28 protein-coding genes are annotated in these 25,395 nt (G+C 70.7%); 7 read left to right on the top strand and 21 right to left on the bottom strand.

All coding sequences use genetic code 11. From position 1 onward, the window contains the following. Positions 1-10 precede the first annotated feature (10 nt). Positions 11-1,555, bottom strand: a complete 1,545-nt coding sequence (gene guaA, locus AB0M73_RS29515) for a glutamine-hydrolyzing GMP synthase (RefSeq protein WP_363897074.1) — start codon at positions 1,553-1,555, stop codon at positions 11-13. A 68-nt stretch (positions 1,556-1,623) separates the two neighbouring features. Here guaA and AB0M73_RS29510 point away from each other — a divergent pair, with 68 nt between their 5' ends. Both AB0M73_RS29510 and AB0M73_RS29505 read left to right on the top strand, forming a co-directional pair. After that, entirely contained in the window at positions 1,624-2,328 is a 705-nt protein-coding gene (locus tag AB0M73_RS29510) for an aminoglycoside phosphotransferase family protein (RefSeq protein WP_363897050.1), read from the top strand. A gap of 62 nt (positions 2,329-2,390) precedes the next feature. Further along, positions 2,391-3,848 (top strand): aldehyde dehydrogenase family protein, encoded by a 1,458-nt coding sequence (locus tag AB0M73_RS29505; RefSeq protein WP_363897047.1) that lies wholly within the window; start codon positions 2,391-2,393, stop codon positions 3,846-3,848. Here the strand turns inward: AB0M73_RS29505 and AB0M73_RS29500 are convergent. From AB0M73_RS29500 to guaB, 10 genes are all read right to left on the bottom strand, one after another. Further along, entirely contained in the window at positions 3,845-4,939 is a 1,095-nt protein-coding gene (locus AB0M73_RS29500; protein WP_363897044.1) for a hypothetical protein, read from the bottom strand. The genes AB0M73_RS29505 and AB0M73_RS29500 overlap by 4 nt on opposite strands. Positions 4,940-4,973: 34 nt before the next feature. After that, positions 4,974-6,497 (bottom strand): FAD-binding oxidoreductase, encoded by a 1,524-nt coding sequence (locus AB0M73_RS29495; RefSeq protein WP_363897041.1) that lies wholly within the window; start codon positions 6,495-6,497, stop codon positions 4,974-4,976. Between the two features lie 312 nt (positions 6,498-6,809). Beyond that, on the bottom strand, positions 6,810-7,514 hold the full coding sequence (locus tag AB0M73_RS29490; protein ID WP_363897038.1) for a nucleotidyl transferase AbiEii/AbiGii toxin family protein: 705 nt from the start codon (positions 7,512-7,514) through the stop codon (positions 6,810-6,812). 79 nt (positions 7,515-7,593) lie between these two features. Next, positions 7,594-8,238, bottom strand: a complete 645-nt coding sequence (locus AB0M73_RS29485; protein WP_363897035.1) for a type IV toxin-antitoxin system AbiEi family antitoxin — start codon at positions 8,236-8,238, stop codon at positions 7,594-7,596. A gap of 57 nt (positions 8,239-8,295) precedes the next feature. After that, positions 8,296-9,987: a GMC family oxidoreductase gene (locus AB0M73_RS29480; protein WP_363897032.1), complete on the bottom strand. Its 1,692-nt coding sequence runs from the start codon at positions 9,985-9,987 to the stop codon at positions 8,296-8,298. Between the two features lie 40 nt (positions 9,988-10,027). After that, positions 10,028-10,477 carry a hypothetical protein gene (locus AB0M73_RS29475; protein WP_363897029.1) on the bottom strand — a complete coding sequence of 150 codons (450 nt, stop codon included), beginning with the start codon at positions 10,475-10,477 and terminating at the stop codon, positions 10,028-10,030. After that, positions 10,474-10,788, bottom strand: a complete 315-nt coding sequence (locus tag AB0M73_RS29470; protein WP_043721627.1) for a PadR family transcriptional regulator — start codon at positions 10,786-10,788, stop codon at positions 10,474-10,476. Before AB0M73_RS29470 ends, AB0M73_RS29475 begins: the two co-directional genes overlap by 4 nt. 67 nt (positions 10,789-10,855) lie before the next feature. Beyond that, a complete protein-coding gene (locus AB0M73_RS29465) occupies positions 10,856-11,350 on the bottom strand; it encodes a GNAT family protein (RefSeq protein ID WP_363897026.1) in 495 nt (164 codons plus the stop codon). Next, positions 11,347-12,477, bottom strand: coding sequence for a GuaB3 family IMP dehydrogenase-related protein (locus AB0M73_RS29460; protein ID WP_043721624.1), 1,131 nt, complete (start codon positions 12,475-12,477; stop codon positions 11,347-11,349). Before AB0M73_RS29460 ends, AB0M73_RS29465 begins: the two co-directional genes overlap by 4 nt. An 85-nt stretch (positions 12,478-12,562) precedes the next feature. Beyond that, positions 12,563-14,071 carry an IMP dehydrogenase gene (guaB, locus tag AB0M73_RS29455; protein ID WP_363897023.1) on the bottom strand — a complete coding sequence of 503 codons (1,509 nt, stop codon included), beginning with the start codon at positions 14,069-14,071 and terminating at the stop codon, positions 12,563-12,565. A 116-nt stretch (positions 14,072-14,187) separates the two neighbouring features. Here guaB and AB0M73_RS29450 point away from each other — a divergent pair, with 116 nt between their 5' ends. Further along, entirely contained in the window at positions 14,188-14,580 is a 393-nt protein-coding gene (locus AB0M73_RS29450) for a DUF5319 domain-containing protein (RefSeq protein ID WP_043721620.1), read from the top strand. 71 nt (positions 14,581-14,651) lie between these two features. Here AB0M73_RS29450 and AB0M73_RS29445 read toward each other — a convergent pair whose 3' ends face one another. From AB0M73_RS29445 to AB0M73_RS29425, 5 genes are all read right to left on the bottom strand, one after another. After that, entirely contained in the window at positions 14,652-15,536 is an 885-nt protein-coding gene (locus tag AB0M73_RS29445) for an anti-sigma-D factor RsdA (protein ID WP_363897019.1), read from the bottom strand. Positions 15,537-15,632: 96 nt separating this feature from the next. After that, a complete protein-coding gene (locus AB0M73_RS29440) occupies positions 15,633-16,205 on the bottom strand; it encodes a sigma-70 family RNA polymerase sigma factor (protein ID WP_363897016.1) in 573 nt (190 codons plus the stop codon). Between the two features lie 326 nt (positions 16,206-16,531). Continuing rightward, positions 16,532-17,128 carry a response regulator transcription factor gene (locus AB0M73_RS29435; RefSeq protein WP_015805222.1) on the bottom strand — a complete coding sequence of 199 codons (597 nt, stop codon included), beginning with the start codon at positions 17,126-17,128 and terminating at the stop codon, positions 16,532-16,534. Between the two features lie 146 nt (positions 17,129-17,274). After that, complete coding sequence (locus AB0M73_RS29430; protein WP_363897013.1) at positions 17,275-18,123, bottom strand: hypothetical protein; 849 nt, start codon at positions 18,121-18,123, stop codon at positions 17,275-17,277. Continuing rightward, complete coding sequence (locus AB0M73_RS29425) at positions 18,116-19,135, bottom strand: MerR family transcriptional regulator (RefSeq protein ID WP_363897010.1); 1,020 nt, start codon at positions 19,133-19,135, stop codon at positions 18,116-18,118. Before AB0M73_RS29425 ends, AB0M73_RS29430 begins: the two co-directional genes overlap by 8 nt. 210 nt (positions 19,136-19,345) lie before the next feature. Here AB0M73_RS29425 and AB0M73_RS29420 point away from each other — a divergent pair, with 210 nt between their 5' ends. Both AB0M73_RS29420 and AB0M73_RS29415 read left to right on the top strand, forming a co-directional pair. Then, the gene (locus tag AB0M73_RS29420; protein ID WP_043731137.1) at positions 19,346-19,645 is read left to right on the top strand and encodes a WhiB family transcriptional regulator; all 300 of its coding nucleotides are present in this window, start codon (positions 19,346-19,348) and stop codon (positions 19,643-19,645) included. A 102-nt stretch (positions 19,646-19,747) separates the two neighbouring features. Further along, a complete protein-coding gene (locus tag AB0M73_RS29415; protein ID WP_363897006.1) occupies positions 19,748-20,023 on the top strand; it encodes a PLD nuclease N-terminal domain-containing protein in 276 nt (91 codons plus the stop codon). A gap of 217 nt (positions 20,024-20,240) precedes the next feature. On the opposite strand, the gene groL is transcribed toward AB0M73_RS29415, so the two are convergent. Then, the gene (groL, locus tag AB0M73_RS29410; protein ID WP_363897003.1) at positions 20,241-21,857 is read right to left on the bottom strand and encodes a chaperonin GroEL; all 1,617 of its coding nucleotides are present in this window, start codon (positions 21,855-21,857) and stop codon (positions 20,241-20,243) included. Between the two features lie 85 nt (positions 21,858-21,942). Then, positions 21,943-22,236 (bottom strand): co-chaperone GroES, encoded by a 294-nt coding sequence (gene groES, locus AB0M73_RS29405; protein ID WP_025361320.1) that lies wholly within the window; start codon positions 22,234-22,236, stop codon positions 21,943-21,945. A gap of 316 nt (positions 22,237-22,552) precedes the next feature. Between groES and AB0M73_RS29400 the strand changes: the two genes are divergently transcribed. Beyond that, positions 22,553-22,876: an AbrB/MazE/SpoVT family DNA-binding domain-containing protein gene (locus AB0M73_RS29400; protein WP_363896999.1), complete on the top strand. Its 324-nt coding sequence runs from the start codon at positions 22,553-22,555 to the stop codon at positions 22,874-22,876. An 87-nt stretch (positions 22,877-22,963) separates the two neighbouring features. Continuing rightward, positions 22,964-23,179 (top strand): hypothetical protein, encoded by a 216-nt coding sequence (locus AB0M73_RS29395; RefSeq protein ID WP_363896996.1) that lies wholly within the window; start codon positions 22,964-22,966, stop codon positions 23,177-23,179. 3 nt (positions 23,180-23,182) lie between these two features. Here the strand turns inward: AB0M73_RS29395 and tsaD are convergent, their stop codons facing one another. The 3 genes from tsaD to tsaB are packed head-to-tail and all read right to left on the bottom strand — an operon-like array spanning position 23,183 to position 25,394. Next, the gene (gene tsaD / locus AB0M73_RS29390) at positions 23,183-24,238 is read right to left on the bottom strand and encodes a tRNA (adenosine(37)-N6)-threonylcarbamoyltransferase complex transferase subunit TsaD (protein ID WP_363896993.1); all 1,056 of its coding nucleotides are present in this window, start codon (positions 24,236-24,238) and stop codon (positions 23,183-23,185) included. Beyond that, entirely contained in the window at positions 24,235-24,717 is a 483-nt protein-coding gene (rimI, locus tag AB0M73_RS29385; RefSeq protein WP_363896990.1) for a ribosomal protein S18-alanine N-acetyltransferase, read from the bottom strand. The genes tsaD and rimI overlap by 4 nt, the downstream gene beginning before the upstream one ends. After that, a complete protein-coding gene (gene tsaB / locus AB0M73_RS29380) occupies positions 24,714-25,394 on the bottom strand; it encodes a tRNA (adenosine(37)-N6)-threonylcarbamoyltransferase complex dimerization subunit type 1 TsaB (protein ID WP_363896987.1) in 681 nt (226 codons plus the stop codon). The genes rimI and tsaB overlap by 4 nt, the downstream gene beginning before the upstream one ends. Position 25,395: the final 1 nt, after the last annotated feature.

Genomic DNA, 25,395 nt, shown 5'->3' with positions numbered 1-25,395 from the left:
CTGCATCAGGTCATTCCCACTCGATGGTGCCGGGGGGCTTGCTCGTCACGTCGAGGACCACGCGGTTCACATCCGCCACCTCGTTGGTGATCCGGGTGGAGATCCGCTCCAGCACGTCGTAGGGCAGCCGCGTCCAGTCCGCCGTCATGGCGTCCTCACTGGACACCGGCCGCAGCACCACCGGGTGGCCGTAGGTGCGGCCGTCGCCCTGCACGCCAACGCTGCGCACGTCGGCCAGCAGCACCACCGGGCACTGCCAGATGTCGCGGTCGAGGCCGGCCGAGGTGAGCTCCTCGCGGGCGATCGCGTCGGCCGCGCGCAGGATCTCCAGGCGCTCGGCCGTCACCTCGCCGATGATGCGGATGCCCAGGCCCGGGCCGGGGAACGGCTGCCGGTGCACGATGGTCTCCGGCAGGCCCAGCTCCAGGCCGACCCGGCGCACCTCGTCCTTGAACAGCGCGCGCAGCGGCTCCACCAGCTTGAACTGGAGGTCCTCCGGCAGGCCGCCGACGTTGTGGTGGCTCTTGATGTTGGCCGTGCCCGCGCCGCCGCCGGACTCCACCACGTCCGGGTAGAGCGTGCCCTGGACCAGGAAGTCGTACTGCTCCTTGTCCTGGAGGTCCTGCGCGGCCTGCTCGAACACGCGGATGAACTCGCGGCCGATGATCTTGCGCTTCTGCTCCGGGTCACTGACGCCGGCCAGCGCCGAAAGGAAGCGCTCGCGGGCGTCCACGGTGACCAGGTTGACCCCGGTCGCCGCGACGAAGTCCCGCTCCACCTGCGTGCGCTCGCCGGCCCGCAATAGGCCGTGGTCGACGAACACGCAGGTCAGGCGGTCTCCGATGGCCCGCTGCACCAGCGCCGCCGCCACCGCCGAGTCCACGCCGCCGGACAGGCCGCAGATGGCGCGCCCGTCGCCGACCTGCTCGCGGATCCGGGTGACCTGCTCGTCCACGATGGACGCGGTTGTCCACTGCGGACGGATACCCGCGATGTCGTGCAGGAAACGGCGCAGCACCTCCTGGCCGTGCGGCGAATGCCCGACCTCGGGGTGGTACTGCACGCCGGCGAAACGCCGGTCCACGTTCTCGAAGCCCGCGACCGGAGCGCCTTCGCTGCTCGCCGTCACGGTGAAGCCCTCGGGAGCCTTGGTGACGCTGTCGCCGTGGCTCATCCAGACCGGGTGGTGGGCCGGCAGGTCCTCGTGCAGCACGCCGCCGTCGGCGGTCAGGTCGGTGCGGCCGTACTCACGGGCGCCCGTGTGGGCCACGACGCCGCCGAGGGCCTGGGCCATCGCCTGGAAGCCGTAGCAGATGCCGAAGACCGGAATGCCCAGCTCGAACAGGGCCGGGTCCACCTGCGGCGCGTTGTCGGCGTACACGCTGGACGGGCCGCCCGACAGCACGATGGCCACCGGGTCCTTGGCCACGAGTTCTGCGACGGTCGCGGTGTGCGGAACGACCTCGGAGTACACCTGCGCCTCGCGCACCCGGCGCGCGATCAGCTGGGCGTACTGCGCGCCGAAGTCGACGACGAGCACGGGTCGGCTCACGATCAGCGGACCTCCTGGTAGCGGGGATATTCGCTATCTTCCCAGTTCCGGCCCCGGCTAGCGTGCACCGGGTGGAGCTGCGCGGCGGTCTGAACACGGTGTGGTTGATCGACGGCCGCGTGCACCGGCCGGCCGGCCCGTGGTCGGTCGACGTGCATGCCTTGCTACGTCACGTTTCCGAGGCCGGCTTCGACGCCGCCCCGGTGCCTCACGGCTTCGACGGCGAGGGCCGCGAGGTGCTCTCTTTCGTCCCGGGTGAAGTTGGTCACCACTTCCCCATGACCGACGAGGCGGTGATCAGTTCCGCCCGGCTGCTGCGCCGCTATCACGACGCCACGGTCGGCTTCGTGGCCGGCGGTGACTGGCAGTGCCCGGCCATCGAGCCGGCCGAGGTCCTCTGCCACGGCGACTTCGCCCAGTACAACTTGGCCTTCGACGGCGACACGGCCGTCGGGATGATCGACTTCGATTGGGCCCGGCCGGCCCCGCGCTGGTACGACGTGGCCTACGGCGTGTACCGGTTCGCCCTGATGGACCTGGAGAAGCCCCTCGACCAGCAGCTGCGCGGCACGGCCCTGTTCTGCGACGCCTACGGTGCTTCGGCGGCGACCCGGCAGGGCGTGGCCGACAACCTGCCGGGCTATCTGGTCTGGATGGCCGAGGTGGTCGAGCAGGATCCCCGCTTCGTGACACAGCGTGCCGAGCGGCACGACAAGATGTACCGGGAGCACGCCGCTCGGGTGCCCAATCTTCACAGGACAATCTGTACCGGTTGACCTGGCGTGTTGTACCCACTGGCCACCGGCGTGACGGGCCGTGGTGGTCATATCGTGTGGTTATGGAAGACGCGATCGAGGCCAAGCCCCGCCCGAGCTGGATCGCCGGACACGCCGAGCAGGGCGCGACCGAGCTGCTGGTTCGCCACCCGTACGACGGCACCGAGGTGGCCTCCGTCGCCGTGCCCGGCCCCGAGCAGGTGGAACGGGCCGTGCAGGCCGCCGCCGACGTGGCCGTGAAGTTCCGGTCCTCGCCCGCCCACCTGCGGGCCGGGGCCCTGATGCACGTCTCGGAGCAGCTGGCCGCCCGGCGCGAGGAGATCGCCGAGGTGATCACCGCCGAGAACGGCAAGCCGCTGAAGTGGGCCGACGGCGAGGTCAACCGGGCCATCTCCACCTTCCGCTTCGCCGCCGAGGAGGCTCGGCGCTTCACCGGCGAGATGCAGCGGCTGGACACCGACCCCGCGGCCGACGGCCGGCTGGCCCTGGTCCGGCGGGTGTCCCGGGGTCCGGTGCTGGGCATCGCGCCGTTCAACTTCCCGCTCAACCTGGTGGCCCACAAGGTCGCGCCGGCGCTGGCGGTCGGCTCCCCGATCATCGTCAAGCCGGCGCCCCGCACGCCGCTGTCGGCGCTGATCCTGGGCGAGATCCTGGCCGAGACCGACCTGCCCGAGGGCGCGTTCTCCGTGCTGCCGGTGGGCAACGAGGAGACCATCGCGCTGGTCAAGGACCCGCGGCTGCCCGTTGTTTCCTTCACCGGCTCCGGGCCCGTCGGCTGGTCGATCATGGACTCGGTGCCGCGCAAGCACGTCGTGCTGGAGCTGGGCGGCAACGCCGCCGCCGTGGTCGCCGGGGACTGGAACTCCGAGGCCGACCTCGACTTCGCCGCCAAGCGCATCGCCCTGTTCGCCAACTACCAGGCCGGCCAGTCCTGTATCGCCGTGCAGCGGGTGATCGTGGACGCCTCGATCGCCGACGAGTTCGTGCCGCGCCTGGTGGCCAGCGTCCGTGACCTGATCACCGGCGACCCGCACGATCCCGACGTCGAGGTCGGGCCGCTCGTCGACGCCGCCGCCGCCGAGCGGGTCGCTTCCTGGGTCGACGAGGCCGTCTCCGCCGGCGCCGAGCTGTTGGCCGGCGGCCACCGGGCCGGCGCCACCATCGAGCCCACCGTGCTGGCCAATGTGCCGCACGACAGCAGGGTCTGGGCCGAGGAGGTGTTCGGTCCCGTGCTGACTGTGTCCGTTGTGGACGGTGACGACGCCGCCCTCGCCGCCGTCAACGACTCCGCCTACGGCCTCCAGGCCGGCCTGTTCACCCACAACCTCCAGCTGGCCTTCCGTGCCGCCTCCGAGCTCGAGGTCGGCGGCCTCATCGTCGGCGACGTGCCCTCCTACCGCGCCGACCAGATGCCTTACGGCGGCGTCAAGGGCTCCGGCTTCGGCCGCGAGGGCCTCCGCTCCGCGATGGCCGACTTCACCGAGGAACGCGTCATGGTGTTGACCAACGTCAAGTTCTAGGCGCTGCGGGGACCGGGCCACACCCGGTCCCCCAGCCGCTTGTCCCGGGCCATCAGCGCGGCCCGTGTGTCGATGACCGGGCCGGTCCAGTAGAGCCTCAGGGCGTTCACCAGGGCTCGACGGTCGGCACCCACCGCCGGTTGATCGCTGTACGGTCCGATGAAGCCGACCAGGCACAGACCGATGATTCCCTCGACGCCCAGCCCTAGTCGATCAAGACCTCGGGTTTTCAACAGCAGCGCGTGGACACCGTCCCTCGGCACCACCGCGACGAATTCGATTATTTGCCAAGGAAATTCTTCAATGTCGGAGCCCAGACACAGGAGAATGCCGTCCGGGCTGATGGACAGCTGCCCGCCAGTGGGTGGGCGGAATCTCCTCCGCACGCGACCGAAGGCTTGCCCGATCAAGGCGGCGACGCCGGCCGTGAGCATGACGAGCAGGACCACCACGAAGCCCGGCAGCGGCCGTGCGGCGTTCACCACGATCACCAGGTCCGCGAAGGCGGCGGGGATGGCGAACCTCGCCGGGTGGAGGGTGTAGCGCAGCTTGGACGGCAGCACCGCGGACTTGGCAGTTCGAGGCCGCACCCGTGAGGTCCGCAGCACCCGCATGTCCTCGGTTTCCGGCAGGTTGTGCCGGGTGGCGACCACGACCATCGCACCTTTGGCCCAGATCCGCCGTCCGATGCACTCGCGCACGTCGGCCAGGCTCGTCGCGTTCACCAACAGCACCAGGGTGCGATGCTCCGGCAACCTCTTGGCCTGGCGCCAGGATCCCTGCTCCATGTCGATCTCTGACGTCTTCCCCCGGAAATGCCCCTCGCCGGCACGACGGGCCCAGAACCGAACCACCGCGACCGCATCGGGCCCGACCACCACGAGCGGCTGGTCGCCCAGATCGTCCAGCGCATTCTCGATGGCGTAGTACAAGGACCGCATGTACTCCGACACCTTGGGCTTAGACGGCGCGGGTGGCCTGTGCGTGTTGTTGATATTCACAACGACGTGGTCGCCCTGGATGACGTGGCCGCCGACCGACCCGCTGACGTCGTTGTTCACGCTGCCGTTGTCGGTAGTCTCGTCCTCCACCCCGGGAAGGTCGTGGCCGGCGCACGCCCCGTTACTAAGCCTTGGTCACCGACTGGGCGAAGGCCAGGACGCCGTCGGGGTCGTACTGCTGGCCGACCTTGCGCAACTTGGCCAGGTTGGGGCCGTAGTACGCCGCGCCCCAGTTGGCGAGGCTGGCGTCGATGTAGTTGACATACGCCCCGTCGCCGATGACCGAGCCGAGGTTGTCGCGGACCTCGCCGACTGCGGTGCGGGCGGAGGCGGCGGTCGAGCCCTGGTAGATCTGGGCGGTGGCAAGGGCTCCGCGGTGCGGGAAGGCGGTGTCGGAGGGGCCGACCCGGCCGGCCGCGCCGCCGATGCTGTCCAGCAGGACGTCCATGCCGCTGCGACCGGCCATCACCTCGGCGAACTTTCCGGTGTCGGCCAACGGTTTGGCCAGCACGCGGGAGGTCGCCGTGAAGGACTCCCTTTTCAGCACGCCGTTTCCGTTCCAACTCGGCGAGCACTGGGCGGTGCTGTACGAGGAGCAGCCGCCGAAGTACTTCATGGCGTCCAAATAGGACTTGGACAGGGAGTACTGATTGTTCGGCTGGGTGCCGGTGGCCGAGATCAGCTTGTTCAGCAAGGGAGTCAGGCCGCCCGGCGTGCCGACGAAGCAGCCGGTGATGTGGCAGGTCGGCGGATTGCCGCCGGAGACGGCCAGCGTCGTCCACAGCTCGTCGGGAGCCGTCGGGATGAACTGCTGCCAGCCGCCGAGCACGTCGGCGACCGAGCCGCCCGGGAACTGGAGCTGGAACACCGTCAACTGCGGCGCTTCCTCGGTCTGGAAGGTGAAGGAGGTGACGATGCCGAAGTTGCCGCCGCCCCCGCCGCGCAGCGCCCAGAACAGGTCCGGCTCCTGCGAGGCCGACACCGTGCGCAGCTTGCCGTCCCCCGTGACGATCTGCGCCGACACCAGCTTGTCGCAGGTCAGGCCGTACTTCGTGGTCAGCACGCCGACGCCGCCGCCCAACGTGAGGCCGCCGATGCCGACCGTCGGGCACGACCCCGCCGGCAGGCACCGGCCCGCGTCCGCCAGCGCCGCGTACACGTCCATCAGCCGCGCGCCGGCGCCGATCGTCGCGGTGCCGTCCGGCTTCACCTGAACGTCTTTCATGGCACCGAGATCCACCACCAGGCCACTGTCCGGTGTGGAGTATCCGGTGTAGCTGTGGCCGCCGCTGCGGGCCGCGATGGGGATCCTCGACGCGTACACCTGGGCCACGCAGGCCTGCACGTCGCTCGGGTTCGCCACCTGGGCCACCGCTGCCGGCTTCCGGCTGTCGAACAGCGGGTTGTACGCCAGCTTCGCCGTCGCGTACGCCGCGTCCTCCGGCAGCACCAGCTTGCCCGCCAGCTGGCTGCGCAGCTTCGCCCAGTCCGGCGGCACTGCCGGCGGCCGGGTCGTGGTGGTCGGTGTCACCGTCGTCGACGACGACGCCACCGGGCCCGGCTGCCCGCCCGGCGCGCACGCCTCCAGCGCGACCGCCGTCGCCCCCAACCCGGCCGCCTGCATGAACGCCCGCCGACTGATCGCCATCTGGACACCTCCTGACCCGAGGACGCGTCGGAACCGCCCGCGTTGCCCAGTCTCGCAACGATCAGTCGTGGCCGCTGTATGAGGGATCGGACCACTCCCGACCGTTGCGTGGCGTCCTGCACCCATGAGACGACTTGTCGGCGCCGCCCTCGGAGTCGCCTTGCTCGCCCTCGCCCGCTGCTCGTCACCACCGGCTGCGACCCATCAGCGCCTGCGCCAAAGCTCACCGCTGTCGGCGGGCGCCAGGGCACCGTCACGTCGGCCAAGGCGGGCCGCTCGGCCGCGCTGCGGATCACCCCGGCGCGCTGAGCACTAGGCGAATGGATCAGGTGGCTCTGGCCAGCCGAGTGCCGCCGCGTACGCCTCTCGCACTCGGTACAGGCACTCCTGGGCCGACGGCAGGTTTCTGGTCTGGTGGGCCAGCTGAACCTCCCAGTCGAGCGAGGAGGGCAAAGACCTGAATTCGTACGGTGCCACCGTCCCACCGGTGATCCGTCGGACATGGTCGGCCGCCTCTACTGTGAGCGCGCCGAGCAACGCGAGCCCCCACAGGTCGTACAGGTCACGCGCCGCGTGCCGATCCATCCAGGCGGCCGTCTTCATGCCGGCGAAGGACATCAGCGTGGGCACTGCGAGATCGATTCGCCCGCTGACATCCCGGTACCTCGGGTCGACCGGGCGGACCGCCGTCGGCCATTGGGCGAAGGCGCCATGCTTGGTGGCGTCGAGCACTTGGACACGGACTCGGAGCCCCTCAGCGGTGACCAGTTGTCCCGGCTCGACCGCCCGCCCTGACCGCAGCGGCGGATCCCACGTCGTGCCGGGGAACTCTCGGCGCAGCAGCCTCGGTAGCCGTTCGTCGAGTTCGGCCGCGACCTCGGCCCGCTTCTCGGTGCACAGATCGATGTCCTCCGACAATCGAGCACCGATCTCTGGATCGGTGAGAAATGTGCGGGCCAGCGCGGTGCCGCCGAAGAAGATTACCGGCACGTTCGCGGTCGACAACGCCAGCAGCACGTGGCTGATCAGATGGTCTCTTCGCACCTGGCTTTCCGCTACGCCGTAAGCGGAGGCCATCGTGGCGAGGTCGGCGGCATCAAGCACTGTTCACGTCCAGCGAGGCTCGTATCCGGCGCAGCGCCGCCGGCCGATGCTGCTGCGCGGCCAACTCCGCCACCAACGCGAGGTCCGCGCGCCGCCCCAGTGCCGCCATGACCTCGGCGCGGTCGCCCAGATGCAGGTCGAAACGGCCAGGAGGCGCAGCGATGTCCAGCAACGTCTGTTCGACGGTCGTCACCCAGCCGCTGACCAGCTCGGTCTGCACTCGTTCGACATCCAATCGAGTCACATCCCGCTTGGCGAAACTGATCGCGCCGTTCTCCATCACCATGACGGGACGCTGTTTGGGAACGGCGACCGTGGCGACCGCGACGGCGCGGGGCAGCGCGCCGTGATGACGGGCAGCGCTGGCCCCGATCAGCGCAACGACATCGGGGCCGTAGTCGGCGATCGCGACGCCCAGGGCGGCAGCTTCCAGCTCGGGCCGCCAGGCGTCGCCGAGCCGGTCCAGCGGCGTCATCGCGTAGTACCCGGTGGCGAGCCGACGAATCACTCCGGTCCCGGACAGTCGGGCGAGCTCCGCGCGGGGGTGCGCATAGACGTCAGCCACGTCCTGCGGCCTGAAGACCCGGTTGGGTCGACGGGCCAGCGCAGCGGGAACGCCAGCGGCTCGACCGGCCATGAGTATCACCTCCGTAGGCTTGAAGCCTACGCTCATGATACTGAATCGCGAAAGAACCTAGCCCAGGTGCAAAGCCCCCGGGGCGTCGGCCGGGACGACGGGCTGTTTGGGGGCGACGGGGGTCAGCCGGCGGTACTGGGAACCGGCAGCCGGGCGCTGGTCCGGCTCGCCCTTGTTGGGCCAGAGGGAGAAGGCGCGCTCGGCCTGGGCGGTGATGGTCAGGGAGGGGTTGACGCCGAGGTTGGCGGAGATGGCGGCGCCGTCCACGACGGACAGGCCGGGGTGGCCGAAGACGCGGTGGTAGGGGTCGATGACGCCGTCGGAGGCGGAGGTGCCGATGGCGCAGCCGCCGATGAAGTGGGCGGTGAGGGGGATGTTGGCCAGCTCGCCCCAGGTGCCGCCGGGGACGCCGCCGATGTGCTTGGCGGCCAGCTGGTTGGCGAGGTGGCCGGCGGGGATGAAGGCGGGATTGGGCTCGCCGTGCCCCTGCTTGGAGGTGAGCTTGCCCCGCCGGGTGTAGGTGGTGATGGAGTTGTCGAGGCTCTGCATCACCAACAGGATCACGGTCCGCTCGCTCCACCGGTGCACGGAGAGCATGCGGGCGGTGATCACGGGGTGCCGCACGGCGTAGCGGAGGAACTGACGCCAGCGGGGAGTGGGCAGTGAGCCGTCGGTGGCGATGGTTTGCAGCAGCCCCATGGCATTGCTGCCCTTGCCGTAGCGAACGGGCTCGATGTGGGTGGTGGCGTCGGGGTGGATGGACGACGTGATGGCCACGCCCCGGCTGAAGTCCTGCGAGGCGTCGAAGCTGAGCCGGCCGGCGCCGATGATGGCCTCGGAGTTGGTACGGGTCAGTTCGCCGAGACGCGAAGACAACCGGGGCAGGGCGCCGGAATCACGCATCTGGTGCAGGAGGTTCTGGGTGCCCCAGGTCCCGGCGGCCAGCACGACCTGGCCGGCGGTGATCGAGGAGCGGCCGCCGAAGTGGGCGCCGGTGCGGCGGGTGTCGACTCGCCAGGTGCCGTCGGAGAGCTCACGGAGCCCGGTCACGGTGGTCATGGGCAGCACCTGCGCCCCGGCCCGCTCGGCCAGGTACAGGTAGTTCTTGACGAGGGTGTTCTTGGCCCCGACCCGGCAGCCGGTCATGCACGAGCCGCACTCGGTGCAGCCGGTGCGCGAAGGGCCGACGCCGCCGAAGAAGGGGTCGGGCACGGTCTTGCCGGGCTCGCCGAAGTGCACGCCGACCGGGGTCGGGTGGTACGAGTCGGAGATGCCCATGTCGGCGGCGACCTGCCGCATGACCCGGTCGGACGGCGTGGTGGTGGGGTTGGTGACGACGCCGAGCATGCGGCTGGCCTGGTCGTAGAACGGGGAGAGCTCGGCCTCCCAGTCGGTGATGTGGGCCCACTGGGGATCGGCGAAGAACGGCTTGAGCGGCCGGTACAGGGTGTTGGCGTACACCAACGACCCGCCGCCGACGCCGGCCCCGGCCAGCACCATGACGTTGCGCAGGGTGTGGATGCGCTGGATGCCGTAGCAGCCGATCTGCGGGGCCCACAGGAACTTGCGCAGGTCCCAGGAGGTCTTGGCGAACTCGTCGTCGCTGAACCGCCGCCCCGCCTCCAGCACGGCGACCTTGTAGCCCTTCTCGGTCAGCCGCAACGCGGCGACGCTGCCGCCGAAGCCGGAGCCGACCACCACGACGTCGTAGTCGACAGCAGCACCGTTGCTACTCGTCAGTAGGCCCATGCAGCGAGGCTAAGTGGAACCGGCCGGTTCCACCAGCCCTTCAGTGCCGGCGGGCCACCAGCCTGCGCACCCCGCCGCCCAGCTGAGCAGCGACAACCGCCGGCACCACGAGCACGAACAGCCACGGGTCACCACCCAGGTGGGCAACGCCGACGGCCGCGCCGACCACCAGGCCGGTCAGCCACGCCAGCCTGGGCGCAGCGACGCCCATCAGCGTGGCCACGAGCAGCAGCACCGCCAGGACGACCTGTCCGGCGTCGTCGGACGTGCCGATCCGGTCGACGGTCGCCACCACGGCCGCGGCGACGACCACACCGGCGAGGTAGCCGCCGACACGGAGCCAACTCTGGCTGAGCACGAACCACACACCGCCGGCGATCCAGGCGGCACGGCGTTCGGCCGGCACCGTGTGCAACTCGGCGAGCAGCGCCTGGCCCAGCTCCCGGCGATTCGGCGGCAGCAGCCGGAGGACGACCGCCAGCAGCCTCATGACGCACCCTCGATCGCCGGTCGCGGCACGGCCGCCCGCACGGGTTCGCGGCCGACGTCGGCCGCCCGCTGCACACCCGAGGCGGTCAGCCGGTAGAGGTGCCGGCGCGGCCGTCCCTCCGGCGGATCGGGCTCCCACCGGGTCTCCAGCAGCCCACGGTCGGCCAGTCGGCCCAGGATCGGGTACAGCGTGCCGGAGGCCAGCTCGGTCTCCTTGGCGATGTCGTAGCCGTGCCGCCAGGTCGACGGGTCACGGTGCAGCGCGGCCAGCACGGCGCGGGTCTGCGGAGATGCGTCAGGACGGGCGGGCATGCCCCAGAGCCTACCTATGTAGACCTTGAAGGTCTACATAGGTAGCCGAACCCGTCGGCGCGAAATTTCAGAGATCGGTCCGCAGCACGCCGTACATGACCATGTCCTTGCGGACGCCGCCCCGGACGTGAGCCCCACGGATCAGGCCCTCGCGGAGCAGGCCGGCCTTCTCCAGCGCCCGCTGCTCGGCGATGTTCTCCACGTCGGTGCCGGCCTCGATCCGACCGTACGGCGTGGTGGCGAACAGGTGCTCGACCAGCAGCCGCTGCGAGAGCGAGCCGACGCCACGACCACGGGCGGACGGCAGCAGCCCGATGCCGATGTTCCAGGCCACGCAGCCGACGGTCGGCCCGTACATCACGGCATGCCAGCTGACCAGGCCCAGCCGGTCGCGGGTGGCGGTGTCCACCACCAGCAGCCGGTGGATCTGCACCTTGACCAGGTCGTGCACCCGCTCACCGTCGTCGGGCTCGAAGTCGCCGTTGTACCGCTCCCGGACGTAGTCCACGTCCTCCTGGGTCGGCTCGACCAGCGCGACGCCGTCCCGCTCCACGAGGGTCACCCGCGCACCGTGAGGCCGACCTTCTGGAACTCCTTCAGGTCGGAGTAGCCGGTCTTGGCCATCGCCCGCTTGAGCGCGCCGAACAGGTTCACGGCGCCGTCCGGGTCGGCCGACGGCCCGAACAGCAGGGTCCGCAGGTCCACCTCGGCCTCGGCGCCGACGGTGACCCGCGACCGCGGCACCGACGGGTGCGCGGCGGCCGAGGTCCAGTACAGGCCCTGGCCGGGCGCCTCGGTGGCGGCCGACAGCGACTCGCCCAGCATCACGGCGTCGGCGCCGCAGGCGATGGACTTGGCGATGTCGCCGCTGGAGTGCACGCCGCCGTCGGCGATCACGTGCACGTACCGGCCGCCGGTCTCGTCGAGGTAGTCACGGCGGGCCGCCGCCGCGTCGGCGATGGCCGTGGCCATCGGCACGCCGATGCCCAGCACGGCGTCGGTGGTGGTGACGCCGCTGGAGTGCCCGTAGCCGACGATCACGCCGGCCGCGCCGGTGCGCATCAGGTGCATGGCGGTGCGGTAGTCGCCGACACCGCCGGCGATCACCGGCACGTCCAGGTCGGCGATGAACTGCTTGAGGTTGATCGGCTCGCCGTCGCGGGCCACGTGCTCGGCCGACACGATCGTGCCCTGCAGCACCAGGATCTCCACGCCCGCGGCCAGCAGGTCCGGCGTGAGCTCGGCGGCCCGCTGCGGGCTGACCCGCACCGCGACGGTGACGCCGGAGTCCCGCACCTGCTTGATCGCCTCGGCGAGCAGGTCGGCCTGGATCGGCGCCGAGTGCAGCTCCTGCAGCAGCCGGGTGACGGCCAGCGGGTCGTCCTCCTCGGCCGCCCGGGTCAGCCGGAACATGGCGTCCTCGACGTCGCTGTGCCGGGCCCAAAGCCCCTCGGCGTTGAGCACGCCCATGCCGCCCAGCTCGCCGATCGCCACCGCCGTGCGCGGCGAGACCACCGCGTCCGACGGGTGCGTGATCAGCGGGATGTCGAAGCGGTAGGCGTCGATCTGCCACGCCGTCGACACGTCCTTGGACGACCGTGTCCGGCGCGACGGGATGATCTCGACGTCGTCCAGCTCATAAGCCCGCCGCGCGGAGCGACCCATCCCGATCTCGACCAGATCCCGCACGGCCAGTCCCCTCTCCACACAGTGGTCGTGCCGCCCGGACCGAGCGGCACGACCTGACACGCAAACCCGACGAGATTAGACCAACTCACCGAGTGGTGTAGTTCGGAGCCTCCACGGTCATGGTGATGTCGTGCGGGTGCGACTCCTTCAGACCGGCGGCGGTGATGCGCACCAGCTGCTTGGTCTGGAGCTCGGCGACGGAGCTGGAGCCGGTGTAGCCCATGCCGGCCCGCAGGCCGCCGATGAGCTGGTGGGTGACCTGGGACAACGGGCCGCGGAACGGGACCCGGCCCTCGATGCCCTCGGGGACCAGCTTGTCCTCGTTGAGCACGTCGTCCTGGAAGTAGCGGTCCTTGGAGTAGGACTTGGCCTCGCCGCGGGACTGCATGGCGCCCAGCGAGCCCATGCCGCGGTAGATCTTGAACTGCTTGCCGTTGACCAGGATCAGGTCGCCGGGGGCCTCGGCGGTGCCGCCGAGCAGGCCGCCGATCATCACCGCGCTGGCGCCGGCGGCGATGGCCTTGGCGATGTCGCCGGAGTACTGGATGCCGCCGTCGGCGATCACCGGCACGCCGGCCGGGCGGCAGGCCTGGTCGGCCTCGTAGACGGCGCTGATCTGCGGCACGCCGACGCCGGCGACGACGCGGGTGGTGCAGATCGAGCCGGGGCCGACGCCGACCTTCACGCCGTCCGCGCCCGCGTCCACCATGGCCTGCGCGCCGACCCGGGTCGCCACGTTGCCGCCGACGATGTCGACGGTCTCGCCGAGGTCCTTCTTCAGCCGCGCGACCATCTCCAGCACGCTGCGGGAGTGGCCGTGCGCGGTGTCCACCATCAGCACGTCCACGCCGGCCTCGGCCAGGCTCATGGCCCGGCTGTAGGAGTCCTCGCCGACGCCGACCGCGGCGCCGCAGATGAGGCGGCCGTCCGGGTCCTTGGTGGCGTTCGGGTACTGCTCCGTCTTGACGAAGTCCTTGACGGTGATCAGACCGCGCAGCTTGCCGTTGCCGTCCACGATGGGCAGCTTCTCGATCTTGTGCCGCCGCAGCAGGCCCAGCGCGGCCTCCGCGGACACGCCGACCTGGGCGGTCACCAGCGGGCCCTTGGTCATGACCTCGCTCACCGGCCGGCTGTGGTCCACCTCGAACCGCATGTCCCGGTTGGTGATGATGCCGATCAGCTTGCCGTCGGGGTCGGTCACCGGCACGCCGGAGATGCGGAACTTGGCGCACAGCCGGTCGACCTCGGCCAGCGTGGCGTCGGGGGCGCAGGTCACCGGGTCGGTGACCATGCCGGCCTCGGACCGCTTGACCACCTCGGCCTGCGCGGTCTGGTCCTCGATCGACAGGTTGCGGTGCAGCACGCCGATGCCGCCCTGGCGGGCCATGGCGATGGCCATCCTGGCCTCGGTCACGGTGTCCATGGCCGCGGACACCAGCGGAATGCGCAGCGTCACGTTGCGGGAAAGCTTGGTCGAGGTGTCGACCTGGCTCGGGATGACGTCGGACTCGGCGGGCAGCAGCAGCACGTCGTCGAAGGTCAGTCCGAGCAGGGCGAACTTCGACGGCGTTTCCTGAGCGGGGAGCTCGGTCATGATTCGGGCCTCTGGCCTTCCTGCACTGACTACAAAGGGTGGATTTTCGCAGGCGGAGCGCCTCTGACCATGGTATCGGGAGCCAGGGGTGGACCGGCGCGGTACCGTGCGGGGTCGTGCCGCACGACGCGTTGCCTCCAGACCCCTTCGCGGGCGACCCCGACGACCCCGCTCGGGCGCTGCGCGATGCCGACGACCACGACCATGAGCACGATCCGATCGGCGAGGAGGAACGCGCCGAGCTGATCAACGACCTCAGCGACCTGGCCGTCTACCAGGCCCTTCTCCAGCCGCGTGGGGTCCGCGGCGTGGTGGTGGACTGCGGCGACTGCGACGAGCCGCACTACCACGACTGGGCCCTGTTGCAGGCCAGCCTCGAACAGCTGCTGCACGACGGCCACATGCGGCCGCACGAGCCGGCCTTCGATCCCGACCCGGCCTGCTACGTGAGCTGGGAGTACTGCCGGGGCTACGCCGACGGCGTCAACGAGCGGGAGAGCGCCCGCTGAACTGCGACCAAGCTCACAGTGTGACGTGAAAGGGCGGTTCCCGAGGGAACCGCCCTTTTCGCCGAAATCGGTCAGCTGGTCGGCGTGCTGTTGGCCGACGAGTTGCCGCTGCCGGGCGGATCGTCGCTCGGCACGGGCGGGTCGTTCTTGCCGCTGCCGGCGCTGTTCGACGCGCTGTTCGACGTGGTCGTCGTCGTGGTGGTGGTCGTGGTTGTCGTCGTGGTCGTGGTCGGCGTCGGCGAGGTCGTGGTGGTCGTCGGCACCGTCGTCGTGGTGGTGGTGACCGAGGTCAGCGACGGCGACGTGGGCTGCTGCGGCGAGGACGGAGGCGTCGACGTGCTGGTGTTCAGCTCGTTGACCAGGCTCTCGTGCGTCTTCGACAGCTGCGTGCGGCCGTCCTCGTTGGACACCAGCGGCAGCGAGCTCCCGGCGTTGGCCAGCGCCGTGCGGGCGTCGCCGATGCGGCCCTGGTTGAGCGCCGAGCGGGCGGCGTTCAGGTCGGACTCGACGGCGACCGCGGCCTCGACGGAGTGCGCGTGGTCGGTGTAGAGCATCTGCGTCAGCCCCCAGAGGGCGTCACCGGGCCTGGCGTCGCGCGCGGCCAGGCTGACGCCGGTGAAGGCGATCGCCAGGACCGCGGCCGCGGTGGCCAGCGGGACCAGGAGGGGACGTCGGCGGCGCGCGGACCGCCGCGCGGCGAGCACTGTCTCGGCCGCGGTCTCGGTGTCCACCAGCTCACCGAAGGGCTCGCCGTCGACATCGCGGCGCCAGGACAGCAGCAGCGCGCTCAGCTCGTGGCCGGCGAGCGTGGAGTTCAGTTCGGGATTGCCCCCGCCCAGTGCGTCCAGCAGCGCGTCGTCGGCACGCACCGCCCCCAGGTCGACCGGCACCTCGGCGGCGCCGAACTCGAACCCGTTGATCGATTCGGGGTACAGCGGGTCCTCACCGGTGAGCACCGGTCTGCTCCCGCCAAGACTGCCCGAGAAATGGCCTCTCATCGGCCACTCTCTCTTGGCGGCATCCTCATCGCCGGGCCCGTGCTGCTCGGCCATTCAGACCACCTCCTCCGCTGCCAGCGTCTTGCGTAGTCGTGCCAACGCGCGGTGCTGCGCGACGCGCACCGCGCCCGGGGTCGAGCCAACCGCGTCCGCCGTCTCCTCGGCCGAGAGCCCGACGACCACCCGGAGCAACAGGATCTCCCGCTGCTTGGCGGGCAGGATGCGCAACAGCTGCGCCATCCGCTCGGACAGCTCGCCGTGCATGGCGCGCTGCTCGGGCCCGGCGTCGGTCTCCGGGGCGTCCGGGACCTCGGGCACGGGCTCGGCGCGGTTGCGGGCGGCCGCCCGATGGGCGTCGGCGACCTTGTGCGCGGCGATGCCGTACACAAAGGCGAGAAAGGGTCGGCCTTGGTCGCGGTAACCGGGCAGAGCCGTGAGCACCGCGAGACACACCTCCTGGGCGACGTCGTCCGCCGAGGCGAAAGACCTCTCCTGTCTGCCGACACGGGCGCGGCAGTACCGCACCACCAACGGGCGGACAGACGCCAGGACACGCTCGATGGCCTGGCGGTCGCCATCAACGGCAGCGCTCACTGCGGCGTCCAGTCCGTCCCCCGTAGTGCTCATCGCAGACAACAGCCCTGGTGTTACTTCTGGGCACACCGACGCGGTCGGCGTGCGAGACGTTGGTCGCTCAACCCGGTCGGGACTCACCGTACCGGGCGACACCGACGGATGTAACGCTGCGACGGGTCACCCTTGGTCACGGAAAGTCGCGTCCGACCGTAGACACGGACCAGTCCAGCCCAACGGATCGCTGAGCTGGACCAATGGGGGTGGCATGAGTGACGGCGTGAGTAGCGGGGAGCACGGTCCCCGCCCTCCGCCCGGGGACGCCCGGTGTGACTGTGGCGTCCCCGACACTGGCGGCGGTGCTGACGAGAAAGACGAACCTACGAGACAAGACCGCGACGGAAGCCGTGCGCGACGGCCTGGGCGCGGTCACGGACGCCGAGCTTGCGGAACAGCCGGCGGGCGTGCGTCTTGACGGTGTCCTCGGACAGGTACAGCTCGCGGCCGATCTGTCCGTTGCTCTTGCCCTGGCTCATGCCCCGCAGCACCTGAAGCTCGCGCTCCGTGAGCTGCACGCCCGGGTCGGACGGCTGGCGGGGCGCCGGCACCGAGGTGCTGGCCAGCGTGTGCGCGAGGGCGGCGACCAGCTCCGGCCGGGACGCGTCCCAGCGCAGGTAGCCGCGGGCTCCGCCGGCGATGGCGGCGGCGATGCTGCCGGCGTCGTCCGGCGCTCCGAATACGATGACGTTGGCCTGGGGGTTGGCCGAGACCAGCCGGCGGGTCGCCTCGACACCGGTCGGCACGGCGCGCTGGGTTCCCACCAGTACGACATCCACCGGCTGCCGGGAGAACCGCGCCAACAACTCGTCACCGTGTGCGACACAGTCGATGCGACTGACCCCAGGGACTGCCGACATGACACGCGTCAGCCCCTCCCGCACGCTGCGGCGGTCATCGCAGATCAAGACCGTAGTCACGGGGACTCCTTTCCGACAGCCGAGTGACGTTCCACTTCCCCTATCGGACGCCGGGCCGGGAACCTTGACACGATCCGGTGCTTAATCCGTCAAGTAGTTCGCCCGGATGTCCGCCAGGCCGGGTTCCCCGGAACGGAGCAGCGGGCTCACGGCACCCAGACGGAGGCCGCCGCGAGCGTTCGGGCGGCCGGATCGGCTCGGAGCAACACGCAGCTCAGCACCCCTTTAGCCCGTTCGAGCCAGGCATCGGCCCCATCGGGTCGCAGGTGGGCCAGCAGCAGTGCGCAGGGCCACACCAGGGGGTGTAGTCCCAGTACCTCGTTGTGACGCACATCACACTCCAACAGGGCTTCAGCCCGCTCTTTCGAGACCCCGTCGTGCAGATTAGTGAGCGTCGCGGCCAGCACCATCCGGGACTTGACGCGGTGCCGGATCGCCCCTGCGGCGGTCGCGGTGTCCACCGCCCGCTGGGCCGGCTCCAAGGCCTCTTCCGGCCGGCCGGAGGCCAACTCGATCTCCGCGCGGACCCAGTCCAGCCGCACCCCCGACCGCCAGCGGTGACCGCCGAATCGCTCGACCGTGTCGGCCGCCACCACATGCAGGCGACGGGCGGGCCCGCCGACACCGATCGCATCCGCCGCGAGCCCCGTGAGCGCGTCCGCGAGGGCCCCGGCGGCGTCCACGCAGTCGGGGTCGTCGGCGACCGGTTCCACGCCGGCCAGCCGGGCCAGGGCCTCCCCGTCCAGCCGCCGGGCGGCGGCGTGACCACCCACCTGGCGGCGTTGGGAGGCCAGCGTGCTCGCGGCCAGTGACGCCAGCACCGGATCGGAGGTGTGCCGCAGCTCCGTCAGCAACGCCGTGGCGGCGGCGTAGCGACCCTGGCCGCCGAGCACCACGGCGGCCAGCCAGCGCTGCCGTGGCGTGCCCAGGGCGGCCTTGCTGACGTCCGCGCCGGGACTGCCGCCGAAGGCCGCGTCCCTCAGGTACTCATCCATCGGCGCCCAGCAGCACGTAGGAAATGCGGTCCACGGCGGCGGACAGCGAGTCCAGCGGCTCCGCGTGCGGCGGCAGCTTGCTCTGCTGCCAGCCGGGGCCGCCGACGAACAGCCGGATCCGCTGCCGGGTGCGCGGCAGCTCCGTCAACAAGGTGCAGTGGGCGTACCTAGGTAGCTGGGCCCAGAGCAAGACCGCCGCGGGCGCGATCCGCCGGATGGCCGCTCCCAATGCGTCGGCCGGCAGCGCCGCCCCGAGCATCATCGTGCCGACGCCCTTCTGCGCCAGCGCGGCGGCCAGGGCCTGCAGCGGGAGGCTGTGTTGCTCCTCCGGCACGCACGCGAGCAGCACCGGCCGCGGATTCACCGGCACCGGGGCCCCGATCTGGGCCGCCGACAGCGCTGCGGTGACACATTGCGTGAACAGGTGCTCGACCTCGACGCCCTCGCCCGAGTGACGCCAGCGCTGGGCGATGCCCGTGAGCACGGGCCGGATCATGGTGTTCCAGGTGACGAGCACGCCGAACTCGGCCAGGGCGTCCCGCAGCAGCTGCTGCACGGCTGCGGCGTCCATGGCCATCACGGCCCGGCCGAGGCCGCGGGCCTGCCGGCTCACGCCGGGCAGGCGTAGCACGCGGCCACCGGTGCTGACCTGCTCGCCGTCGTCCGCGTCGCCGCCGACGATGAGCTCCGGCAACTCGGCCGGCGGGGGCTGCACGGTCAGCCTTTGCTCGGGCAACGTGCTGCTCAACGCGTAGCGGGCGGCCTCGGCCGGTGACGCTCCGCGCAGCAACGCCCGCTGCATGAGTTCCAACCGGGCGATGTCCCGATCTCCGTACCGGCGGTGCCGACCGGTCGTGTGATCGGTCGGGCCGAGGCCGTAGCGGCGGTCCCAGGTGCGCAGCGTCGCCGGCGCTACGCCGAGCCGCCTGGCAACTGCCGCAACGGAGAGCATCGGTTCGCCGGTGGCGCGCTCCCGTGGAACGGGCTCCGGCTGAGTCGTCACGGTGGACATGGTCCGGGCACCTTCTCACAGCGGCAACTCACGTCACTCGGTGTGACCTGCGCCACCAGACGTGGAAGGCGTTGATCACTCGTCGGCAGGAATGAACAACTTCCCGCCCGAACACTCTTGAACAAGTTTTGGCGCGGTTCTACGGTGATCACAGTTAAGCCATACGGAGCAACCACGATGGGCACCGACCCGGCGAGGAGGCGGTTCTCGATGGCAGACACCCGGAGGCTCCCCGGTCCGAACGCGGACGTGTGGGACTGGCAGTTGGACGGCAACTGCCGGGGCATGGACAGCGCCTTCTTTTTTCATCCGGACGGCGAGCGCGGACCGGCCCGGTCCCGGCGTGAAGCCCGGGCGAAGGCCGTCTGCCAGAGCTGCCCGGTGCTGGACATGTGCCGCCGGCACGCACTGGCCGTCCAGGAGCCGTACGGCATCTGGGGCGGCATGTCCGAGTCCGAGCGGGACACCATCCTGAAGTCGAGGCGTCGTCAGCTCGTTCTCACGTCGTAGGCCTGAGGTATGACCCGACGACCATCTCCGCGGTGGACGCCCGATGACGGCCGCCCGCCCTAACTTCGTTCCTATCGACGGGGACGTAAGGGGATGGTCGGGATGCCCAGCACGGCGGTAGTGCAGTTCGGACAGATGTTCGCCGGGGTGGCGCTGGTCGGGCTGGCCGCGCTGGCCATCGCCCATGTGCTGATCGCCGTGCTGGCGGTGGTGGGCGTGATCGGGTCACGCCAGAACGCCGGCATGAAGATCGTGTGGTTCCTGCTGATCTGGGCCATGCCGCTGATCGGCAGCGTGATGTGGTTCCTCGTCGGCCGCCGCGAGCAGCGCTCCCAATGGGATCCCGGTGCGTCGCAGCGCCACCCGGTGATGCAGTAACCCCATACAAGGCAACAAAAGAGGGCCCCTTCCGTTCTCGGGAAGGGGCCCTCTTTGTCGTCAGCTGCCGAGTTCCGCCAGGCCAGCGGTCGCGAGTTCGCGCCGGTGCCTGGACCGCGGGCTCACGTCGATCGAGTCTGTCCATCGATCGACGTGAGCCAAGGGAAGGCACCGGATCAGAGCGCACTCGCGCCCGCGCGGAACGCGCGGCAAGAACTCAGTGGCCGTGACCGTGGCCGTGGCCCGCGTCGGCCGGCTCGTCTTCCTTCTTCTCCACGACGGCGCTCTCCGTGGTGAGCACCATGCGGGCGATGGAGGCGGCGTTGGCGATCGCGGAGCGGGTCACCTTTACCGGGTCGATGACGCCGGCGCCCAGCAGGTCGCCGTACTCCAGGGTGGCGGCGTTGAAGCCGGAGCCCCACTCCAGGTCCGCGACCTTGGACGTGACGACCGCGCCCTCAAGGCCGGCGTTGCTGGCGATCCAGTACAGCGGCGCGGACAGGGCGTCACGCACGATGCGCACGCCGGTGGCCTCGTCGCCGGTCAGGCCCAGGTTGTCGGCCAGCTCCTTGGCCGCGTGCACCAGGGCGGAACCGCCGCCGGGCACGATGCCCTCCTCGACCGCGGCCTTGGTGGCGGCGACCGCGTCCTCGATGCGGTGCTTGCGCTCCTTCATCTCGGTCTCGGTGGCGGCGCCGACCTTGATCACCGCGACGCCGCCGGACAGCTTGGCCAGCCGCTCCTGCAGCTTCTCGCGGTCCCAGTCGGAGTCGGTGGCCTCGATCTCCTTGCGGAGCTGCTCCACCCGGCCCGCGACGTCGTCGGACTTGCCGCCGCCGTCGACGATCGTGGTGTTGTCCTTGGTGACGTGCACGCGCCGGACGGTGCCCAGCACCTCCAGGCCCACCTCGGACAGCTTCAGGCCGACCTCGGCCGCCACGACCTGGGCGCCGGTGACGGTGGCCAGGTCGTCCAGGAACGCCTTGCGGCGGTCGCCGAAGTAGGGGGCCTTCACCGCGACGACCTTGATGGTCTTGCGGATCGAGTTGACCACCAGCGTGGACAGGGCCTCGCCCTCGAGGTCCTCGGCCACGATCAGCAGCGGCTTGCCCGACTGCGCGACCTTCTCCAGCACCGGCAGCAGGTCGGCCAGGGCCGAGATCTTCTCGCGGTGCAGCAGGACGTAGGCGTCGTCGTAGACGGCCTCCTGCGTCTCCGGGTCGGTGGCGAAGTAGGCGGAGATGTAGCCCTTGTCGAACTGGACACCCTCGGTGATCTCCAGCTCGGTGGCCAGCGTCGAGGACTCCTCGATCGTGATGACGCCGTCCTCGCCGACCTTCTCGATGGCCTCGCCGAGCAGCGCGCCGATCGAGGAGTCGCGGGAGGAGACCGTGCCGACCTGGGCGACGTTGTCGCGGCCCTTGATCGGGGTGGCCTTGTTCTTCAGGAACTCCACCACGTGGTCGACGGCGGCCTGCATGCCGCGGCCGAGCGAGGTGGGGTTGGCGCCGGCGGCCACGTTGCGCAGGCCGACCCGGACCAGGGCCTGGGCCAGCACCGTCGCGGTGGTGGTGCCGTCGCCGGCGATGTCGTTGGTCTTGGTGGCGACGCTCTTGGCCAGCTGGGCGCCGAGGTTCTCGAACGAGTCCTCGAGCTCGATCTCGCGGGCCACGGTCACGCCGTCGAGGGTGACGGTCGGGCCGCCGAACTTCTTGTCCAGCACCACGTGCCGGCCGCGCGGGCCGAGGGTGACCTTGACGGCGTCGGCCAGCTTGTTGACGCCGCGCTCCAGAGCCCGACGAGCGTCCTCGTCGAAGCTGATCTGCTTGGGCATTACGAGCCTTTCTCAGGTTTTAAGCACACAGGCGCCCCAGCGGCCCGGAGTGGGCTGCCGGGGCGCCTGAGCGGAGAAAGCAGCGTCAGTTGATGACGGCCAGCACGTCGCGCGCGGAGAGGATGAGGTACTCCTCGCCGTTGTGCTTGAGCTCCGTGCCGCCGTACTTCGAGTAGACGACGACGTCGCCGACCGCGACGTCCAGCGGGACACGGTTGCCCTTGTCGTCAATGCGACCCGGGCCCACGGCCAGGACCTTGCCCTCCTGGGGCTTCTCCTTGGCGGTGTCCGGGATGACAAGACCGGAAGCGGTCGTCGTCTCGGCCTCGTTGGCCTGGACGAGGATCTTGTCCTCGAGCGGCTTGATGTTCACGCTCACCGGGTTGACCTCCACGGTCGTCGAAAGCGTTGGCAGGTACCGACGGCGCCTGCCACCCCGCCGTCGCGGGGGCCGGGGCGGTAGTTGGTGCCGTGCGACTAGCACTCTACCCACGCGAGTGCCAACGCTTCAACCGGCCCCTTGGCGCCGCTTCCGGCGTCGCGGCTCGGCCGCTCCGATCCGGTGCCTCGCCCTGTGCCCCGAACCACCGTATCGAGGCAATCGAGCTCGGTGGAACTTGCCAACTTTCATCCGTTATCGCGACTCTCCGACTGTTGGAAGCACGGAAAGTAAGCCGCACAATGGAGGGGACGAGGTGACAGCACTACTGACGGAGGCGCCGGAGATGGACATCACGGCACGAGCCAAGCTCCGGGACAAGAACCAGGTGACGCTGCCGGCGGAGATCCGCGAGGCGCTGCACATCCGGGAGGGTGACGAGATCGAGTTCACCGTCACCGAAACCGGGGACGTGACGGTCCGCGGCTACATGAGCATCCCAACGGACCAGCGGTGGTTCTGGACGCCGGAGTGGCAACTCGGCGAGCGGGAGGTCGACGAACAGATCGCGGCCGGCGAGGGAGAGGTCTTCGACAACGCCGAGGAGTTCCTCGCCTATCTCGAGAACGGTGCGTCCTGACCTGTGCCGACCTACCAGCTCATGCCGCGATTCATCCGCGATCTTGAAAAGTTGTCGGCCGACCAGCGGGCTCGGTTCACTAAGGTCGTGCAGGAGCAGTTCGTTCCCGACCTCGCGACGGGTCAGTTCCGACCAGGACTGCGGGTCAAGCGGGTGCAGTCGAGGCCCGGCGTCTACGAGATGAGCTGGGCTCCGGACGGCCGCGCCACCTGGCAGTACGGCCAGAAGCAACGGCCCGGAACGGCACATGTGATCTGGCGGCGGGTCGGGACCCACGCCGTGTTGGATCCCGGTCCCGCCTGACGATCAGAGAATCTGAACCTGGGACACCGGCAGGCCGGGATCGGTGGCCAGACCCAGCCCCGACGGCTCCGCGCCGGCGGCCACCAGGTGGGCGCCGACGGCGGCGATCATGGCGCCGTTGTCGGTGCAGAGGCGGGGGCGGGGCACGCGCAGGGTGATGCCGGCGGCGGCGCAGCGCTCGGCGGCCAGGCCCGAGAGGCGGGAGTTGGCGGCGACGCCGCCGGAGATGACGAGGGTGTCGAGGCCGAGGTCCTTGACGGCCCGGATGGCCTTGCCGGTGAGCACGTCGGCGACGGCCTCCTGGAACGAGGCGGCGACGTCGGCCAACGGCACCTCGAGGCCGTCCCGCTCCCGGTTCTCGACCCAGCGGGCCACGGCGGTCTTGAGGCCCGAGAAGGAGAAGTCGTACTTGGCGTCGCGCTGGCCGGTCAGGCCGCGCGGGAAGGCGATGGCGCAGCCGTTGCCGGTCTTGGCCAGCTTGTCGATGGGCGGACCGCCGGGATAGGGCAGGTCGAGCACGCGGGCGACCTTGTCGTAGGCCTCGCCGGCGGCGTCGTCGATGGTGGAGCCGATCTCGGTGATCTTGCCGGCCAGGTCCTCGATCAGCAGCAGCTGCGAGTGCCCGCCGGAGACCAGCAGCGCGACGCAGGGCGACGGCAGCGGGCCGTGCTCCAGGGTGTCGGCGGCGACGTGCCCGGCCAGGTGGTTGACGCCGTAGAGCGGCTTGTCGAGCGCGGCGGCGTAGGCCTTGGCGGCGGAGACGCCGACCAGCAGCGCGCCGGCCAGGCCGGGCCCGGCGGTGACGGCGATGGAGTGCACGTCGGCCAGGGTCAGTCCGGACTTCTCCAGTGCCCGACCCATGGTCGGGATCATGGCCTCCAGGTGCGCGCGGCTGGCCACCTCGGGCACCACGCCGCCGAAGCGGACGTGCTGCTCGACGCTGGAGGCCACCTCGTCGGCCAGCAGCTGCATGGAGCCGTCCGCGCCGAGCCGGACGATGCCCACCCCGGTCTCGTCGCACGAGGACTCAATGCCCAGCACGATGCGGTCGCCGGTCACGACTTCTCCTCCTGTCGGACCGCCGCGGGGCGGCCCATGGTGTACGCGTCCGCCCCGGACGGTTGGTAGTACCTGCGGCGCAGCCCCAGCTGCTCGAAGCCGCGCGACCGGTACAACGCCATGGCGACGTCGTTGTCGGTGCGAACCTCGAGGAACACCGGCGCCGCGACCTCGTCGGCCCGGGCCAGCAGCGCCTCCAACAGCGCCTTGCCCACGCCACGGCCCTGCCAGTCGGTGTCCACGGCGATGGTCTGCACGCTGCCCTCGTAGTCGGGCGCGCGGCCGTTGAGCGCGAGCCCGGCGTAGCCGACGAGCTGCCCGCTCTCGTCGTACGCGCCGAGGTAGTAGTGGCCGTTGTCCAGTTCGGACCGGAAGGCGCGCTCGCGCCACGGGTCGTCCCTGGGGAACAGCTTGCGTTCCAGCTCCGCGCAGCGCGCCGCGTCCTGGTGCCGCAGCGCGGCCAGGATGAAGCCGGTCACGGCCGCGTCACCCGCTTGCGCCCGACGGACGCGACGGCGTCGGGGCGGCGCAGGTAGAGCGGGGTCATCGGGCCGGGCTCGGCCCCGGCCAGCAGGTCCTTCGCCGCCACCGCGACCAGGCCGTGCGGCGACGGGAACGGGGCCAACACGATCGGCAGGTCCAGCACGTCGGCGTACATCTCGGCGCCCTGCCCGGCGGCGCTGGCCACACCCAGCGACGGCAGCTTCTCGACCAGGTCGGCCGGCTTCTCCACGTGCGGGCCCTCGGTGCGGCGGCCCTCGGCGTCGTAGGCCGCCCAGTAGACCTCGCGGCGGCGGGCGTCGGTGGCGACGAGCAGGCCGTGGCCGGTTCGCGCCTCGATGGCGATGGCGTCGACCGTGGGCACCGGGTACACCGGCTTGCCCAGGGCCTGCCCCAGGGCGGCCGCTGTGACCATGCCGACACGGAGGCCGGTGAACGGGCCGGGGCCGCTGCCGCAGACGAGGGCGTCGACGTCGGCCATGGTCCTGCCGGCCTCGGCCAGGGCCTCGCGCAGATGGGGAATCAGCAGCTCACCATGGGCTTTGGCGTCGACGGTGATGCGCTGCGCCAGCGTGCGCGGCGTCGCGTCGGCGTCGAGCTGCACCACTCCGGCGGTGACGGCGGGGGTCGCGGTGTCGATCGCAAGCACTAGCACG

Source organism: Kutzneria sp. NPDC051319 (genome assembly GCF_040682195.1).
GTDB lineage: Bacteria > Actinomycetota > Actinomycetes > Mycobacteriales > Pseudonocardiaceae > Kutzneria.
The sequence above is the reverse complement of the archived record's forward strand: the minus strand, read 5'-3'. Positions and strand labels throughout refer to the sequence as shown.

What these genes read in the sequence shown, in the direction of transcription:
- AB0M73_RS29505 (WP_363897047.1), top strand. Translation starts at nt 2,391, where the DNA reads ATGGAAGACGCGATCGAGGCCAAGCCCCGCCCGAGCTGGATCGCCGGA.
- AB0M73_RS29495 (WP_363897041.1), bottom strand. Translation starts at nt 6,497, where the DNA reads ATGGCGATCAGTCGGCGGGCGTTCATGCAGGCGGCCGGGTTGGGGGCG.
- AB0M73_RS29485 (WP_363897035.1), bottom strand. Translation starts at nt 8,238, where the DNA reads ATGGCCGGTCGAGCCGCTGGCGTTCCCGCTGCGCTGGCCCGTCGACCC.
- AB0M73_RS29480 (WP_363897032.1), bottom strand. Translation starts at nt 9,987, where the DNA reads ATGGGCCTACTGACGAGTAGCAACGGTGCTGCTGTCGACTACGACGTC.
- AB0M73_RS29475 (WP_363897029.1), bottom strand. Translation starts at nt 10,477, where the DNA reads ATGAGGCTGCTGGCGGTCGTCCTCCGGCTGCTGCCGCCGAATCGCCGG.
- AB0M73_RS29470 (WP_043721627.1), bottom strand. Translation starts at nt 10,788, where the DNA reads ATGCCCGCCCGTCCTGACGCATCTCCGCAGACCCGCGCCGTGCTGGCC.
- guaB (WP_363897023.1), bottom strand. Translation starts at nt 14,071, where the DNA reads ATGACCGAGCTCCCCGCTCAGGAAACGCCGTCGAAGTTCGCCCTGCTC.
- AB0M73_RS29440 (WP_363897016.1), bottom strand. Translation starts at nt 16,205, where the DNA reads ATGAGCACTACGGGGGACGGACTGGACGCCGCAGTGAGCGCTGCCGTT.
- AB0M73_RS29430 (WP_363897013.1), bottom strand. Translation starts at nt 18,123, where the DNA reads ATGGATGAGTACCTGAGGGACGCGGCCTTCGGCGGCAGTCCCGGCGCG.
- AB0M73_RS29425 (WP_363897010.1), bottom strand. Translation starts at nt 19,135, where the DNA reads ATGTCCACCGTGACGACTCAGCCGGAGCCCGTTCCACGGGAGCGCGCC.
- AB0M73_RS29420 (WP_043731137.1), top strand. Translation starts at nt 19,346, where the DNA reads ATGGCAGACACCCGGAGGCTCCCCGGTCCGAACGCGGACGTGTGGGAC.
- AB0M73_RS29415 (WP_363897006.1), top strand. Translation starts at nt 19,748, where the DNA reads ATGCCCAGCACGGCGGTAGTGCAGTTCGGACAGATGTTCGCCGGGGTG.
- groL (WP_363897003.1), bottom strand. Translation starts at nt 21,857, where the DNA reads ATGCCCAAGCAGATCAGCTTCGACGAGGACGCTCGTCGGGCTCTGGAG.